The organism is Desulfovibrio sp. 3_1_syn3, from assembly GCF_000145315.2.
Taxonomy (GTDB): domain Bacteria; phylum Desulfobacterota; class Desulfovibrionia; order Desulfovibrionales; family Desulfovibrionaceae; genus Desulfovibrio; species Desulfovibrio fairfieldensis.
Genome location: NZ_ADDR02000001.1, coordinates 623377 through 639258 on the forward strand (window position 1 = coordinate 623377; position 15882 = coordinate 639258).

Genomic DNA, 15882 nt, shown 5'->3' on the forward strand with positions numbered 1-15882 from the left:
TTCTTTCTCCAAATGATAACGCCGTCGGAGACCCGAGATTCCCCTGTTCCGGAAGCCTGCTTCCGGAGCGATTCACGTTTGAAATGACTGCATTGCTCTGTAAAAATTTCTCTGCAAATCCTTGCCACGAAATGCGCGTGGGCGGGCTTTGCTCGCCGTAACCCAGTGTTCCAAATGTTAAATTCTCTATGGTCCGGAACAGACCGCATCGTCAAGCCGCAACGTCGCTCTTGTCCCCGTCCAGCGTCAGCACGTGCGCGTAACGGCCGCTTTTGCGGGCCTGCTCCGCCAGAGCCGCGCCCTCGCCCCGGCAACGCGGGCAGGCATGGCGCGGAATCAGCAGGCAAAGGGAACGGTCCACCCGTTCCGAGCTGGTTTCAATGCGGCCCAGGCCGGAACAGTCCGCGCAGAGCCGCCAGGCCTCGCGCTGGCTTTCGCGCAGCATGTCCGTGTCGTAAAAAATATGCTTGCTCCGCACCCACCAGCCGTCTTCCTCCCGGCCTTCGGCGGGTTGTGCCGGAGGCCGCCGGTAGAGTTCCACAATCTGGTCGCAGAGCTTGGCGATATACTGGCCCACTTCGGGCCGCTGGCGGGTGGAGGACGGGGTCCAGCCCGGCTCGCGGATGTCTTCCGCCGAAAGTCCGGCCAGAGCCAGACAGATGCCCATATTAACATAGGGCAGCGCGCCCCGGATGGCGTAACCGCCTTCCAGCACGGCGATGTCCGGATTCAGGGCCTTGTTCAGGGCCGCGTAGCCCTGGGCCGACAGGCGCATATTTGCCAGCGGGTCGGTGAAGTGATTGTCCTGTCCGGCGGAATTAATGACCAGATCCGGCTTGAATTCGGCCAGAATGGGCAACACGGCATGCTCGACGGCGTAAAGGTAGCCCTCGTCCGAGGTTTCCGGCGGCAGGGGGATATTGATGGTCCTGCCCAGAGCCGCCGGGCCGCCGCATTCCTGCGGAAAACCGGTGCCGGGATAGAGCGTGCGGCCGTCCTGGTGCAGGGAGATGAACAGGGTGTGCGGATCATTCCAGAACACATCCTGAGTGCCGTCGCCGTGGTGCACGTCCGTGTCCACGATGGCGATGCGCAGGGGCCGACCGTCGGGATGGGGATAATGATCGCGGATGTACTCCACCATCACGGCTTCGTTGTTGATGTTGCAGAAGCCGCGATTGCCGTGGACCACGCGCATGGCGTGGTGTCCGGGCGGGCGCACCAGGGCGAAGGCCTTGTCCTCTTTTTTTTCCAGCACCAGGCGCGCGGCGGCGATGGCGCCCCCGGCGGACGCCAGATGGGAATCCGTGCTCACCGCGCCCACCGAGGGCAGGCAGAAGTGGGCGCGCGCCAGTTGGGCGTGGGAGGCAAAAGAAGGCCGGTATTCGGTGATGCCCGGAATGTCGAAAAGGCCCTCTTCCTGCAACTGGTCGCGGGTGTAGAGCAGGCGTTCCTCGCGTTCCGGATGGGTGGCGGAAATGGCCCAGTCGAAAGCCGGAAAAAAGACCACCCCCAGACGGCGGGCGGCCACAAGGGGCTCAGTCATCGGACTCGTCCATATTTTCGAAAATATCGGCCCCGTAACGGGCATCGGAAACCATTCTGCCGAAAAAGCCCTGGCCCAAGCCGAAGGCCAGATTGCTTTCCGCCACGGCGGCGAACAATGGGCCGTTGCCGTCGTACAAGGCGAAACAGCCGCCGCTGCCCTCGCTGCGACGGAAGACCGCGCAGTGCAACAGGCCGGGATCGCCCAGACGGCTGACGATCTCATAGTCGCCGGACTGCTTGCCCAGAGCCAGAATATTGTTCAGGACGTCGTCCTGGCGCGGCTCAAAACGCAGACGGCTTCCTTCCGCGAGGAGGGTGTACATTTCGCTCATGCCGGGCTCCTTATGCTTCCGGTTCCGCGTGAACCGGGATTCTAGTACTGTGTAATGCTTAACATTGCACTGTAGGCCGCCGTGAGCAAACCGAAAAACGTGGTTTTCGGCGCAACGACGTAACACGTAATACGAAGTTTACGTGTTGTATTGCACTATGTCCTGTTAACACTATTTGACAAAGAGCGAGTATTCCGTAAGAATGTCTTATGCAAATTACTCGCGAACAATATGAGAGAATCGCTGACTGCTTCCCGCGCCAAAGAGGTAATGTCCATTTTGACAATCTCCAGGTGTTGAATGCGATTCTGTACGTTGCGGAGCATGGGTGTAAATGGCGTGGACTGCCGAAAAATTTTGGCTGTTGGCACAGCATCTACACGCGCATGAACCGCTGGAGCAAGAACGGAGTTCTTGACCGTATATTTGAACGCCTTCAACAAGAGCAGATACTCCGTCTTAAAATAGAAGCAGTTTCTCTCGACAGTACTATTGTTAAGGTTCATCCCGATGGAACAGGGGCCTTAAAAAAACAGGTCCGCAGTCCATCGGAAAGTCCAGAGGCGGCTGGACGACCAAGCTTCATATGGTTGCCGCGAATGCTGAATGCGCGTTGAATTTCAGCCTCACTCCCGGCAACGCCGGCGATGCCCCCGAGGGGCGCAGACTGCTTGTCCAGTTGGGGCCGATGCCAGCGCCGTGCAGCTTGCTTATGGATGGCGCATATGAGGGTAATGAAACGACTCGCTTGGGACGTGAGTTGGGCTTCACTCCGGTGGTGCCGCCCAATCCCAACCGACTGAAACCGTGGGAGTATGACAAAGAGCTATACAAAAGACGTAATGAGGTAGAACGGCTTTTCAGGAGGCTCAAAGGCTTCCGTCGTGTTTTTACTCGGTTCGATAAGCTCGATGTCATGTTCCTGGCCTTTGTCGTCTTTGCGTTAATTGTTATAGCTCTGAAATAGTGTTAACAGACCCTAGTCCAGTCCCCTGCCCCGCTGCCGCAACGAGGCCTCCACCGCCGAAAGGCATTGCAGCACCACATCCTCGGGCGGCTGGGCCGCGTCGATGATGGCAAAGCGCTCGGGTTCCTCGGCGGCCAGGCTCCGGTACCCCTGGCGCACGCGCTCATGAAACTCCAGGCTTTCGGCGTCGAAACGGCCCTCGGAGAGCACGGTGCCCTCTTCCCGGTTGCGCAGACCGGCCCGCTCCAGGCCGCAATGCACGGGCAGGTCCAGCAGCAGGGTCAGGTCCGGCATGAGGCCGCCGGTCGCCATGTCATTGATGCGGCGCAGATGTTCCGGGTCCAGGCCGCGGCCATAGCCCTGGTAAGCCAGGGTGGAATCCGCGTAGCGGTCGCAGAGCACGGTCTGCCCGGCTTCCAGGGCCGGGCGGATGACCTCGGCCACATGCTGGGCGCGGTCCGCCAGGAAGAGATAGAGCTCGGCCCGGCTGGACAGGCCGCGCGTGCGGGCGTCCAGCAGAATGGGACGCAGGCTGCGGCCCAGAGCGCAGCCGCCCGGCTCGCGGGTGAGCAGGGGGTCGTATCCGAGCCCTTGCAGATGCTCGGCCAGCAGGCGCTGGGCCGTGGACTTGCCCGAGCCTTCTATACCTTCAAAAGAGATAAACATTCTTCCCTCACCGCTTTTTTACGGCCTTTTGCCGCGGACGAGGCGGAAGCCGCGATCTCCGGTTTCGAGGCTTCCGGGGTGCGCGGGGCCCGGTACAGGGGCCGCCCCAGAGTGGCCTGCCAGGGCGTCCAGTCCTGGCCTTCCCCGCCCAACTGGTCAAACAGGCCCCGGCACTGGGCCATTTTGGCGTCCAGGTTGTCGGCATAGTGCAGGGCCAGAGCCTCGGCGGTGTGCGGCTGGCGCACCGCGCCGAACTGCAACTCGCCGTGATGACTCAGGATGAGATGCTTGAGATGGCGTTGCAACCCCTCGTCCAGACCGGATTTAGCCAGGTACGGAGCCAGCATTTCCACGCCCAGCATAAGATGGCCCAGCAGGCGCCCTTCATCCGTGTAGTCGTTGGCCAGGCCGCCGGAAAATTCGCGGATCTTGCCGAAATCGTGGAACAGGGCCCCGGCCAGCAGGGCCTGGCGGTCCAGTTCGGGATACTGGTCGGCAATGCGCCGACAGAGCCTGAACACGCTCAAGGTATGTTCCAGCAGGCCCCCCACATAGGCGTGGTGCACGCCCTTGGCCGCCGGACAAACCCGGAAGGACGCGCGCAATTCCTGATTGTTGAGCACGCCAAGCACCAGCTTGCGCCAGGGCGCGTGGCTGAATTCCTCTCTGCAGAGGGCCAGCAGCTCGTCCAGCATTTCGTCCAGGGAAAATGGGCTGGCGGGCAGCAACGCGGCCTGGTCCACAGCCGCGCCCTCCTCTTCGGAGAGCAGGCGCAACTGTTCCACCGTGAGCTGGACCTGGTCCCGGTAGAGGCCGGCGCGGCCTTCGGCCCAGACCACGGAGCCCACGGGAATGTCGCTGAACTCCGCGCTGAGCGGATGCCAGATCTTGGCCTCCAGGCTGCCGCTGGCGTCGGCCAGGGTCAGCCGCCAGTAGGGCCCGTTGCGCGACTGGCCCTGGGCCGCCTGACTGACCACGAACAGGCCGCGCGCCTCGGAGGCCGGGCCGATGTCTTTGACGTAAGAACCTTTTTCCATATATTGTCCGCGTTACGGCGCGCGACCGGGGCCGGGGCCGGGCTCCGGCCCGCCGCGCCCGTGCTTTGAATGACTCTTTTCTCCCGCGCGGGCCACGGCGGCGCGGGAATCCCTGTCTTTGCAGATTCCCTTCTTTCCGAGGTATTGTCAAATGGACGTTCTGCTGACCAACGACGACGGCATCCGGGCTCCGGGCCTCAGGGCCATGTACGCGGCCCTGCTGGAAGCCGGGCACAGCGTGCATGTGGTGGCCCCCATGCGCCAGCAATCCGGGGTGGGGCATTCCCTCACTGTCTTCGACCCCCTGCGGGCCATGGAATTCGAAGAGCCCGGCTTCAGGGGCACGGGCATATACGGCACGCCCACGGACTGCGTCAAGCTGGCGCTGGGCCGCCTGCTGCCCCGCAAGCCGGACATGGTGATTTCCGGCATCAACGCCGGGCCCAATGTGGGGCCGGACATCCTTTATTCCGGCACGGTGGGCGCGGCCACGGAAGCGGCCCATGAGGATCTGCCCAGCCTGGCCGTCTCCCACGACGACCATCTGGGCAACGGGGACCTGCTGCCCCAGGCCCGCCACGCCGTGGCCCTGGCCGGACGCATCGACTGGTCCCGCCTGGCCCCGCGCCGGGTGATCAACCTCAATTACCCGGCGGGAACCCTGGATGAGGCCAAGGGCCTGCGCGTCTGCCCGCAGACCAGCGCGGTCTGGAAAAACGTCTATCTGGAGCGTTTTGATCCGCGCGGCGCGCCCTACTGGTGGCTGGAAGGCGAAATCCCGGCCCATACCATCAACGCCGGGTCGGACAAGGACCTGCTCAACCGGGGCTATATCACTGTGACGCCGCTTTGTTTTGAATTCACGGATCACGCGGGCCTGAAAGAGTTGGAAGGCATGGAGCTGCGCTGAAGCGGCGAGATCGGCCCGTATCCGCTATCGCCGCCGCACATGGGGCGGACACGGCGAGGTTCCCGGCGGCAAGCCCGGTGGCCGCCGTCCCGCGCGGCGGTGGAGGCTTTGCCCGTCCGCTCTTCCTTCATCTTGTCCGCCGACTTGGCGGCGAACCAGGAGCCGAGCGGGCCCATGACAGCGCCGCCGCCGATGCCCGCCAACAGGGGCAGGAAGAAGAAACGGCCGTCCCGATCCACCCTGCCCACGGGATCATCCACACAGTAGTCATACAGGTCGCCGTCGCCGCGCCGGTCTTTGGCCGGGTCACGGCTGATGAAGCGGCCCACCTCCGGATCATAGTGCCGGCAACCGAACCGCACCAGGCCCGTAGCCCCGTCCACGATGCCGCCGCCGAAACCCAGAGGAATGTACAATTCCGGCAGGTTGTCGAAGAGCACATTGCCGAAGCTGTCATAGTCCACGCGCTTGACGATGACGCCCGCGCCGTTGATCAGGGCGCGGAACGAGCCCACCTGGTCCAGACCCAGTAAAAAATAGTCCTTATCCGTGCCCCAGACGCCGCACGGCCTCGCCCTGAATGCCCACATGCGTGGGCAGGGGCTCCGCGCCCCCCTCATAGCCCCAGTCATAGCCGAGCCCGCTTCGGGCGTCCACGCAACGTACCGGCGTCTGCCGCCCCTTCCATTCCCAGCTCAGGCACAACTCGCCGTCATCCAGAACCCGCGAAGGCATACGAGCGTTTCCCTCATAACGATAGGATCGAAGCGCGCCGCCCGGCAAGCGCACTTCAGCGAGGCGGTTGCCGTCATAGCTGAATTCCATGGCCCCGCTTTCCCCGCCGCGCTCATCGCGACGGCCGGACCGGGCTTCCCGCAAGAGCGGGGGGACTGAAGCCCGCGCGGCGGCAGCGTCCTGACGCGTCCGGCGGACCAGCCGCCCGCCCTTGTCATAGGCCATGCGCAGCGCGCCCGCATGCGTGAGACGCCCGTCGGCGTCATACATATAGCGGATACCCCGCGCCATGTCCTCCACCCGCTGCCCGGCCTCATTATAGGCATAGGCCTCCCGCTCCCGGCCGTCGCACTGCACGCGGAGCAGATGGCCGGACGCATCATAGGCGTAGCGAAAGCGGCGCACGCCCTCGGGCCAATGCTCCTCCCGGCGGAGGATTTTGCCCCCGGCATCACGGTCCACCGCGACGGAAAAACATTCGGGCACAGATTTTTTGTCCACAAATCCTGATACATACAGCCTCCATTTTATAGATTTACTGTAAAAATTAAATTTTGTTCAGGATAAATATATTTATTTTTATACTATTGCAAAAAATCTTTTTATTTTAAAAGTATTATTTTAATTTTAGGTGGTTAATCACCTTCTCTGGACGGCACTGATCCGGCCCGCGTCCCTTCCGGCCGGGTCGGCGGCCGTCGCCCTGCCGGAAAGCTTCTCTCCCTTTGCGCTTTTCCGGCATATGGGATATATGTCAGACCTCAATTATCCGGCCGGGGACCATGTTTTCCCCGGCCCATACCGCAAGCAGAACAGGAGGAAGCCATGCCTCTTATGGGTCCCAGAGAAATGTTCGCCGCCGCCTACGCCGGGCGCTACGCCGTAGGCGCGTTCAACGTCAACAATATGGAAATCGTCCAAGGCATCATGCGGGCCGCCGCCGAGGAAAAATCCCCGGTGATCCTCCAGGTTTCCGCCGGAGCCCGCAAATACGCCGGTCAGACCTACATCATGAAACTGGTGGAGGCCGCCCTGATCGAAGACCCCGCCGTGCCCGTGGTGGTGCATCTGGACCACGGCCCCAGCTTCGAGATGTGCAAGGACTGCATTGACGGCGGCTTCACTTCGGTGATGATCGACGGCTCGCACCTGCCCTATGAGGAAAATATCGCCCTGACCAGACAGGTGGTGGACTATGCCCACCCCAAGGGGGTCTGGGTGGAAGCCGAGCTGGGCAAGCTGGCCGGCGTCGAGGAACACGTCAGTTCCGCCGAGCATGTTTACACCGATCCGGACCAGGCGGTGGATTTCGTGCAACGCACGGGCTGCGACTCTCTGGCCGTGGCCATCGGCACCAGCCACGGGGCCTACAAATTCAAGGGCGAGGCCAAACTGGACTTCCCGCGCCTGGAAGCCATCAGCGCCAAGCTGCCCGGCTACCCTCTGGTTCTGCACGGGGCCTCCAGCGTGCCCCAGGAGTTTGTGGAACTGTGCAACAAGTACGGCGGCCAGGTGGGCGGGGCCAGGGGCGTGCCCGAAGACATGTTGCGCAAGGCCGCGAGCATGGGCGTGTGCAAAATCAATGTGGACACGGACATCCGCCTGGCGCTCACCGCCTCCATCCGCCAGTTCCTGGCCGAACATCCGGAACAGTTCGACCCGCGCTCCTACCTTGCCCCGGCCCGCGAGGCCGTCAAGAACATGGTGGCGCACAAGATCCGCAATGTGATGGGTTCTTCGGGGAAAAGTTAGGGAAGTACTGATTAATGGTCTTTTTGCCCTCTGCCTGTGTCAGGCTCACTCCGTGCGACGGTCGAATATGTCTGAATATACTCCCTTCGCCCGCAGTTCGCCTTCCTTGGCAGAGAACAAAAATCTTCATTACTCAGCGCTTCCTTAGAGGATTTCAGATTTGAAATACTCTAAACGTATTCGCACACAAGGAGCGCAACCATGCCCGTAAAATTGGGAATGAACGGCTTCGGCCGCATCGGCCGTTATCTGCTGCGCCTGCTGGCCGACGATCAGGATCTTCAGATCGCGGCCATCAACGCCCGCGCGGACAACGCCGCCCTGGCCTACCTGTTCAAATACGACTCCACCTACGGCACGTTTGCCGGTGAAGTGGGTCATGATGACAACGGCATCATCGTCAACGGACGCCACGTCGCGGTGACCCGCCGCAAGGCCGGGGAATGGGAGTGGAAACGCCTGGGCGTGACCCTTGCCGTGGAAACCACGGGCACCATCAAGGACCGCGAGGGTCTGGCCCGGCATCTGGACTGCGGGGCCGAAAAGGTGGTCATTTCCGCGCCGGGCAAGGGCGTGGACGCCATGATCGTCATGGGCGTGAACCAGGAGATCTATGATCCGGCCAAGCAGGCCATCATCTCCGCCGCGTCCTGCACCACCAACTGCCTGGCCCCGGCGGTCAAGGTCGTGCATGAGAACTTCGGCTTCCGCCACGGCCTGATGACCACCATCCATTCCTACACCATGAGCCAGCGCATTCTGGACGGCTCGCACAAGGACTGGCGGCGCGGCCGGGCCGCGGCCGTCTCCATGGTGCCGTCCAGCACGGGCGCGGCCAAGGCCGTGGGCGTGGTCATGCCTGAGCTGGAAGGCCGGATCAACGGCATGTCCGTGCGCGTGCCCACCTTTGACTGCTCGCTGGTGGACCTGACCTGTGAGGTGGAAAAGCCCTGTGACGCCGACGCCGTCAACGCGGCGCTCAAAGCCGCCAGCCAGGGCGCGCTCAGGGACAATATGGGCTTTTCCGAGGAGCCCCTGGTTTCCATCGACTACAGGGGCAGCACCTACGGCGGCGTGGTGGACGCCCTGTCCACCCAGGTGCTGGACCAGACCATGCTCAAGCTGCTGGTCTGGTACGACAATGAGGCGGGCTTCACCAACCAGTTGCTGCGCCTGCTGCGCATGGTGGGCAAGGACTGCTGAGTTTCACAGTGTTTTTGACGTCAAAGGCCCCGCCTGTCCATGGATTATGTCATGGACAGGCGGGGCCTTTGACGTCGTGTCGCCTGACCGCGCGGCATGCGCGGGGAGGAAAAATTTGCCGCCCGCGCGCCGAAAAAATCAAGCCGTTTTCACTCTTCCATCAAAAACATAAAAAACACAGTGGGATGCTGGTAGGAAAAATTTTCCCACCAGCTCTAATCCATATCCGAAAGAACGCCGATAGGATTATAGAGGCGGAAGGACGCATGGACGCGTCGGCATTGGGCACCGCCCGTGGCATACAGCATTCATGGAGGAATGTATGTATATCAATCATAACCAGATGGCCTCCAACGTGGCCAACACCCTCACATCCCATTACGGAAATCTGCAAACCTCAACCAAGCGCCTGTCCACGGGCCTGCGCGTCAATTCCGCGGCTGACGACGCCGCGGGTCTGGCCATCCGCGAGCTGATGCGCACCGACATCACGGCTCTGCAACAGGGCGTGCGCAACGCCAACGACGCCATTTCCCTCATCCAGACCGCCGACGGCGCCTTGGGCGTCATCGACGAAAAGCTGACCCGCATGAAGGAACTGGCCGAACAGGCGGCTACCGGCACCTACGATTCCACCCAGCGTTTGATGATTGAGTCCGAATATCAGGCCATGGCTTCGGAAATCACCCGAATCGCCAATGCCACAGACTTCAACGGCATCCATCTGCTGAACGGCAATCTGTCCGGCAGTACGCACAGCGGCGCGGCTCTCAGCGCCACCGGCAAGCTGAAGGTGCACTTCGGCACGGCCAACGACTCGGCGGAAGACTATTACTACATTCAGATCGGCGCGAGCACCGCTTCGGCCCTGGGTGTGGGCAATCAGGCGACCGCCAGCAGCACCACAGCCGACGCCCGTACGGTCTCCACGCAGGAACAGGCCCAGAAGGCTCTGCTGGGCCTGACCAACGCCGTGGTCTCCAAGGACAAGATCCGGGCGCATCTGGGCGCGTTGCAGAACCGCCTGGAAAACACCATTTCCAACCTTACCACCCAAGCCGAGAATCTGCAGTCGGCTGAATCGCGCATTTCCGACGTGGACGTGGCCACGGAAATGACGTCGTTCGTCCGCAACCAGATTCTTACCCAGTCGTCGGTGGCCATGCTGTCGCAAGCCAACAGCATGCAGCAGATGGCCATGCAGCTCATCGGCTAGGAAAAACTTCGTGGTGGAGGGAGACGACCCATAACCGGGCGTGCGGCAGGGGAGTGCCGCCCGACCGTAACAATGTGAGGGAAACCCCGGTCCGTTTCACGGATCGGGGTTTTTTGCATCCCGAGGCTTCGACATAATAAACTATCCCTTGATACAAAAAGCCCCCGCCAGAACGGCGGGGGCTCACGAGCCGGAGCGCTGGCCCGTATGGAGGAGGACTTTACTCCCTGGTTATCTCAATGGATTTTGCCCGAGACTGAGCAGGCACTTTGCGCGGGATGGTGACGGTCAGGACGCCGTTCTTGTGCGTGGCCGTGACGGCCTCCGCATCCGCGTCTTCCGGCAGAGCCAGAACCCGCTGAAAGGAACCATAGACCCGCTCAAGCACATGCTGATTTTTCTTGTCGTCCCTGTTTTCCTGTTTTTTCTCGCCTGCCACGATCAGGGCATTGTCGCGCACTTCCAACCTGACGTTTTCCGGCTCCACGCCGGGCAGCTCAACGCTCAGCACATAGGCTTTCTCGTCGCTGGTCAGGTCCAGGCTGGGCAGGATGTCCGCCTCGGCCCGCTGATGCCGCCAAAAAGGCAAAAACTCGTTCATGGCTTCCCACGGCGTGACCATGCCGTTGAACATATTCTGGAAAAAATTGTCTATATCGTCACGCACGGGCGTCACGGGCAGGTCGTCCCGACGGGGCGCGGCCTCACGAGGAGCAAACCAGCGGCGGGGAAGAAAACGCGTATTGTTCATAACTGACCTCCTGTGAAAATCATTCTATCTTATGGGTAATCATCCCTTTTATTGCGTCAAGAGGCTGTGGAAAAGTTTCAGGCCGGAGGCATGTTCGCCCTTCCCCCCAAGCCGTGGGCAGGGGCGGCTTAGAGCGGTTCACATTTGGAATGAGTGATTGCTCCGCGCCAAAATGCAGGGAAGCGGCCGGGGACGGCATTGCGACCGCCAAGGCGCAACAGGCGCATGGAGGGGCAATTCCCGCCCCATACGGTCTTCAAGGCAGCGCAACCCCTTTGCGCGCCATGCTTCCGACGCTCTTTTTGGCACGGATCATGCTTAAGACTGGATGCAGGTTTTCAGGCATTTTTTGCCTCCCCTGACGCCACGAGTCAGGGAAGACAAGGGATTTTCCCTTGCAGGCTGAGGCCGCGCACCTAATGCTTTCGGCTGTTGTGCCGAAAGGACAGGCAAGCGCACTGGGAACACATCATAAACCCTGCTTGCGCAGGCATTGTGCGGCGGCAGTCCGCAAGGAAGCGGGCGTGCGTAGTGCACCGCCGGGCAGACAGCACATTCATGGAGGAATGTCATGTATATCAATCACAACCAAATGGCCACCAACGTCGCCAACACCCTGACCGGACATTACAGCGACTTGCAGACCTCGACCAAGCGCCTGTCCACAGGCCTGCGCGTCAATTCCGCGGCTGACGACGCCGCGGGCCTGGCCATCCGCGAGCTGATGCGCACCGACATCACGGCTCTGCAACAGGGCGTGCGCAACGCCAACGACGCCATTTCCCTCATCCAGACCGCCGACGGCGCCCTGGGCGTCATCGACGAAAAGCTGACCCGCATGAAGGAACTGGCCGAACAGGCGGCTACCGGTACCTACGATTCCACCCAGCGTTTGATGATTGAGTCCGAATATCAGGCCATGGCTTCGGAAATCACCCGAATCGCCAACTCCACGGACTTCAACGGCATCCATCTGCTGAACGGCAATCTGTCCAGTAGCACGCACAGTGGCTCGGCGATGACCTCCACGGGCAAGATGAAGATCCACTTCGGCACGGCCAACGACTCGGCGGAAGACTATTACTACATCCAGATCGGCACGAGCACCGCCTCGGCTCTGGGTGTGGGCAATCAGGCGACCGCCAGCAGCACCACAGCCGACGCCCGTACGGTCTCCACACAGGAACAGGCCCAGAAGGCTCTGGTGGGCCTGACCAACGCCGTGGTTTCCAAGGACAAGATCCGGGCGCATCTGGGCGCGCTGCAGAACCGTCTGGAAAACACCATTTCTAACCTTACCACTCAGTCCGAAAACCTGCAGGCGGCTGAATCGCGCATTTCCGACGTGGACGTGGCCACGGAAATGACGTCATTCGTCCGTAACCAGATCCTCACCCAGTCGGCTGTGGCCATGCTTTCGCAGGCCAACAGCATGCCGCAGATGGCCATGCAGCTCATCGGCTAGCCTGGTTGAGGGCGTGCACGGCACGCGCAGACCACATATCCCCGGGGGGTCACGCCCTCCGGGGATATGTTTCGTCCGGCTCAAAACGCCGCAATCCGGAAAAGGCGGGGCGTCAGCGGGGCTCTTCCACCCGTTCCAGCAGATCGTTCTTCAAAGCCCAGAGCAGGGTGAAGCGCGCGCCCTCGACACTGCGGCCCGGCGGACAGGCCCGGCGGATCAGTTCATCCGCCCGCACGGGGTGTCGGGCCTGTACCAGCAAGCGGCGGAATTCCACGCCGTCCATGCACAGTTCCAGGCCGGGCCAGACCACGCAGAATTCGCGCCCGGCCCGCACGCGCTCGCCCCGGGCCGTGGTACGCAGCCAGAGCGGGCCGCCGGACAGATCCGCATCGGCGGAGAATCCCGCGGAAGGGTAGCCGGAAAACAGCTCTCCGAGACGCAAAAAAGCCGGATGCCGGGCCGCGCGGATGCGTTTTTCCTCCGCCGCATCCAGGGGCTCCCGCCAGAGCGCGTCCCAGAAGTCCAGCCAGCGCCGGATCACGCCCTCCCAGGTGAAGTTTTCCAGCACGCGCCGCCGGGCCGCAATTCCCATGCGGGCCCGCAGAGGCGCGTCACAGATCAGACGGCGCAGGGCTTCGGCCAGCGCCGGAACATCCACCGCCGTCTGCTGGGCCCGGAACAGTTGATGGATATTGTCGGGCAAGACGCGGGCCAGACGGTCCAGGAGGGGCGTGCTCGCCGGAGCCAGGCAGGGCGTCAGAAAACCGGTGACATTGTGCTCCACCAAGTCCCGGTAGCCGTCCCAGTCCGAAACTACGGCGGGCAGGCCCGCCGCGCCCGCCTCCAACAGGGTCAGACCGAAACTTTCCTGAATATTGTCCGAGGGCGACACAAAGATATCAGCGGCGGCGAAAAGCGCGCGCACGGCATCGGACGCGGGGTCGGGCAACAGGCTGAACGGCACCTTCAGTGCCCGCGCGGCGGCTTCCAGGGCTTCCGGGTAATGGTCGCCGGGGCGGGCTCCCCCGGACATGAGCAGACGCGGTCGGGCTGTGGGGTCGGCCTCCATGACCCGGCGCAGGGCATACAGCAGCGGCATGGCGTCCAGCTTGTCGTCCAGGCTTATTCTCCCGTGCAACAGGCAGACGGTCTCCCCGTCGGCCAGGCCGAAACGCGCACGGGCCGCGCGGCGCGCCTCCGGCGTCGACTCCGGGAAGGCTTCCGGGTCCACGCCCAGAGGAATGGTCTCAAGCCGGGGCTGGAGCCAGTCCGGATTCAGGCCATAGCCTTCCCGCAATTGTGCGAAATAGCCCGCCAACACCCTGGACGCGGCCCGCGACGTGGCCCCGATGGCGTCGCGCGCTGTAACGCCGGGCCAGATATGGGCCAGAAAGCGCTGGGCGTAGTCAAGATAACTGATGCTGTGATTGACGCTGGTAATGGGAAAAATTCGGGAGGCCAGGGCGTTGCGCAGGGCGGCGAGTTCCGGCTGCCCTGAAACGGGATCGGAAAGGTGAAAGCAGTGGTAGGGCGTGGCGCGCAGCGCGTCTGCCAGATCCAGGCGGCTGAAAATTTTCACGGCCCCGCGCGCCGCGCCGGGCAGATCGTTGCGCGCGGCAAAAGCCGTGCGTAACGCATCCGGATCGGTCACAAAAAAATGATATTCATCAAAGGGATCAAGCCGCAACAGGGCTTCCATAAAGCCTGTATTGGCCACCTTGCGGCCATACACCGCGCCGCCTTCCAGAAAGGGGTGCAGCGTGCCGAAAATGCTTCCTCCCATCAATCTCTCCCGCGATGCTGCCCAAAACAATCGAATGAATAGAACGAAAAAGAAAAATACTCTTGCGTCAGTCTTGTTGTAATTTTAAGGAAGGAAGACCCACATATGGAAGCCAATGAATATCCATGATTGAGGCTTTCATTCGATTGCCCCGTGTTGCCGCAATCCGGTATTATGACCGGCGCTCAGGCCAGCGCCGTCAAATCGTACTCCGCATTCTCCACAATGTCGCACTCCACCAGCGCTCCGGGGCTCACGCCGGGACCGCTGACATAGGTCATGCCGTCCACTTCCGGGGACTGGAACCAGACCCGGCCGCTGTGCAGACCGGGCCATTCCGGATGCGGCGCGTCCACCAGCACGGGCAGGCGCTGTCCCACACGCTCCGCCAGCAGACTTTCGCTGATGCCCGCCTGGATCTCCATCAGCGTGGCGCGGCGGCGCTCCCTGATCTCTTCCGGCACCTGATCCGGCAGTCCAGCGGCTTTGGTGCCCTCTTCGGCCTGGTAGGCGAACACACCCATGTTCTGGAAGCGGCTTTCCTCCACAAAACGGCAGAGGCTGTCGAAATGCGCTTCGCTTTCGCCGGGATAGCCCACAATGAAGGTGGTGCGCACGGCGGCTTCCGGCAACGCGTCGCGCACCCGGTCCAGCACGCGCCGGGGATCACCGGCAAAGGGCCGCCCCATGCGGGCCAGCACCTCGGGGTGGGCGTGCTGGAGGGGAATATCCAGGTAGGGCAGCAGCGGGCCGCCGGATTCCCTCATAAAGCGCAGCAGTTCCGGCGTGACCCCGCTGGGGTAGAGGTAGAGCAGGCGCAGCCAGGCCAGGCCGTCCAGGCCCAGCAGCCCCTCCAGCAGATGCAAAAGGCTTTTCTTTTCGCCCAGGTCCCCGCCCCAGGCGGTGACGTCCTGCGCCACCAGCACCAGTTCACGCACCCCCTGCTCCAGCAGGCCGCGAGCCTCGGCCAGCAGATCGGACACGGGTTCGGAGCGCAGGCCGCCCCGGATGGACGGGATGGTGCAGAAAGCGCAGTTGTGGCGGCAGCCTTCGCCGATTTTCAGCCATGCATAGGATGGTCCGGTGGAAAGCAGACGCCCGCCGCTCCCTGGCCCTTCCGGCAGACGCGGCAGGCCCAAGGCCCGTGCCAGCATGGCCGGCCAGTCCGCCAGATCTCCGGTGGGCAGCCAGAGGTCCACCTCGGGCAGCTCACGGGCCAGCTCCTCCGCGCCGTAACGCCCCACCATGCAACCGGCCACGGCCAGCAGGGGTTTGTTCTTGCAACGGGCCAGCCGGTTCACGGCATCCAGCACGGCCCGCACGGACTCGCGCACCGCCGGAGCGATGAAGCCGCAGGTATTGATGAAGACCAGCCGCGCCCGGCCCATCTGGGCCACGCTTTTGACGGGCAGGCCCAAGGAACCCAGCAGGCGTTCGCTGTCAACCCGGTTTTTGGGACACCCCAGACTCAGGGACCAGACCGGCAGGGTTTTCATTGTGGTATGGGTGCTCATCGC

General features: G+C 62.4%; 15 protein-coding genes. 6 read left to right on the plus strand and 9 right to left on the minus strand.

What is annotated here, in order from left to right; all coding sequences use genetic code 11:
* Positions 1-211 precede the first annotated feature (211 nt).
* On the minus strand, positions 212-1546 hold the full coding sequence (locus tag HMPREF0326_RS02665; RefSeq protein WP_020990175.1) for a histone deacetylase family protein: 1335 nt from the start codon (positions 1544-1546) through the stop codon (positions 212-214).
* A complete protein-coding gene (locus tag HMPREF0326_RS02670) occupies positions 1539-1880 on the minus strand; it encodes a hypothetical protein (RefSeq protein ID WP_008682662.1) in 342 nt (113 codons plus the stop codon). Before HMPREF0326_RS02670 ends, HMPREF0326_RS02665 begins: the two co-directional genes overlap by 8 nt.
* Positions 1881-2089: 209 nt before the next feature.
* Here HMPREF0326_RS02670 and HMPREF0326_RS16580 point away from each other — a divergent pair.
* Positions 2090-2847, plus strand: a protein-coding gene (locus tag HMPREF0326_RS16580; protein WP_147568319.1) for an IS5 family transposase whose coding sequence is annotated in 2 segments (ribosomal slippage) — positions 2090-2414 and positions 2414-2847 — 759 coding nt in all. Because the reading frame shifts where the segments join, the coding sequence is not laid out codon by codon here.
* Positions 2848-2859: 12 nt separating this feature from the next.
* Here the strand turns inward: HMPREF0326_RS16580 and tmk are convergent.
* Positions 2860-3513, minus strand: coding sequence for a dTMP kinase (gene tmk / locus HMPREF0326_RS02680; RefSeq protein ID WP_008682663.1), 654 nt, complete (start codon positions 3511-3513; stop codon positions 2860-2862).
* Positions 3489-4550 carry a 3'-5' exoribonuclease YhaM family protein gene (locus HMPREF0326_RS02685; RefSeq protein WP_008682664.1) on the minus strand — a complete coding sequence of 354 codons (1062 nt, stop codon included), beginning with the start codon at positions 4548-4550 and terminating at the stop codon, positions 3489-3491. Before HMPREF0326_RS02685 ends, tmk begins: the two co-directional genes overlap by 25 nt.
* 151 nt (positions 4551-4701) lie before the next feature.
* Between HMPREF0326_RS02685 and surE the strand changes: the two genes are divergently transcribed.
* Entirely contained in the window at positions 4702-5460 is a 759-nt protein-coding gene (gene surE / locus HMPREF0326_RS02690; protein WP_009303230.1) for a 5'/3'-nucleotidase SurE, read from the plus strand.
* Here surE and HMPREF0326_RS02695 read toward each other — a convergent pair.
* Positions 5418-6050 carry an RHS repeat domain-containing protein gene (locus tag HMPREF0326_RS02695; RefSeq protein ID WP_020990176.1) on the minus strand — a complete coding sequence of 211 codons (633 nt, stop codon included), beginning with the start codon at positions 6048-6050 and terminating at the stop codon, positions 5418-5420. The two genes, surE and HMPREF0326_RS02695, sit on opposite strands and share 43 nt — an antisense overlap.
* Complete coding sequence (locus HMPREF0326_RS02700) at positions 6004-6696, minus strand: RHS-family protein (RefSeq protein ID WP_008682668.1); 693 nt, start codon at positions 6694-6696, stop codon at positions 6004-6006. The genes HMPREF0326_RS02695 and HMPREF0326_RS02700 overlap by 47 nt, the downstream gene beginning before the upstream one ends.
* A 324-nt stretch (positions 6697-7020) precedes the next feature.
* Here HMPREF0326_RS02700 and fba point away from each other — a divergent pair, with 324 nt between their 5' ends.
* The 3 genes from fba (at position 7021) to HMPREF0326_RS02715 (ending at position 10366) form a co-directional block, all read left to right on the plus strand.
* Positions 7021-7947, plus strand: coding sequence for a class II fructose-1,6-bisphosphate aldolase (fba, locus tag HMPREF0326_RS02705; protein ID WP_008682670.1), 927 nt, complete (start codon positions 7021-7023; stop codon positions 7945-7947).
* A gap of 201 nt (positions 7948-8148) precedes the next feature.
* Positions 8149-9150 carry a type I glyceraldehyde-3-phosphate dehydrogenase gene (gene gap, locus HMPREF0326_RS02710; protein WP_008682673.1) on the plus strand — a complete coding sequence of 334 codons (1002 nt, stop codon included), beginning with the start codon at positions 8149-8151 and terminating at the stop codon, positions 9148-9150.
* Positions 9151-9472: 322 nt separating this feature from the next.
* Complete coding sequence (locus HMPREF0326_RS02715; protein ID WP_008682675.1) at positions 9473-10366, plus strand: flagellin N-terminal helical domain-containing protein; 894 nt, start codon at positions 9473-9475, stop codon at positions 10364-10366.
* Positions 10367-10586: 220 nt separating this feature from the next.
* On the opposite strand, the gene HMPREF0326_RS02720 is transcribed toward HMPREF0326_RS02715, so the two are convergent.
* Positions 10587-11117 carry an Hsp20/alpha crystallin family protein gene (locus HMPREF0326_RS02720; protein WP_008682677.1) on the minus strand — a complete coding sequence of 177 codons (531 nt, stop codon included), beginning with the start codon at positions 11115-11117 and terminating at the stop codon, positions 10587-10589.
* Between the two features lie 571 nt (positions 11118-11688).
* Here HMPREF0326_RS02720 and HMPREF0326_RS02725 point away from each other — a divergent pair.
* Positions 11689-12582: a flagellin N-terminal helical domain-containing protein gene (locus HMPREF0326_RS02725; protein WP_008682678.1), complete on the plus strand. Its 894-nt coding sequence runs from the start codon at positions 11689-11691 to the stop codon at positions 12580-12582.
* Between the two features lie 112 nt (positions 12583-12694).
* On the opposite strand, the gene HMPREF0326_RS02730 is transcribed toward HMPREF0326_RS02725, so the two are convergent.
* Together HMPREF0326_RS02730 and rimO are read right to left on the minus strand one after the other, a co-directional pair.
* Positions 12695-14365, minus strand: a complete 1671-nt coding sequence (locus HMPREF0326_RS02730) for a glycosyltransferase family 4 protein (protein WP_008682679.1) — start codon at positions 14363-14365, stop codon at positions 12695-12697.
* Positions 14366-14550: 185 nt separating this feature from the next.
* Entirely contained in the window at positions 14551-15861 is a 1311-nt protein-coding gene (gene rimO / locus HMPREF0326_RS02735; protein ID WP_009303233.1) for a 30S ribosomal protein S12 methylthiotransferase RimO, read from the minus strand.
* Positions 15862-15882: the final 21 nt, after the last annotated feature.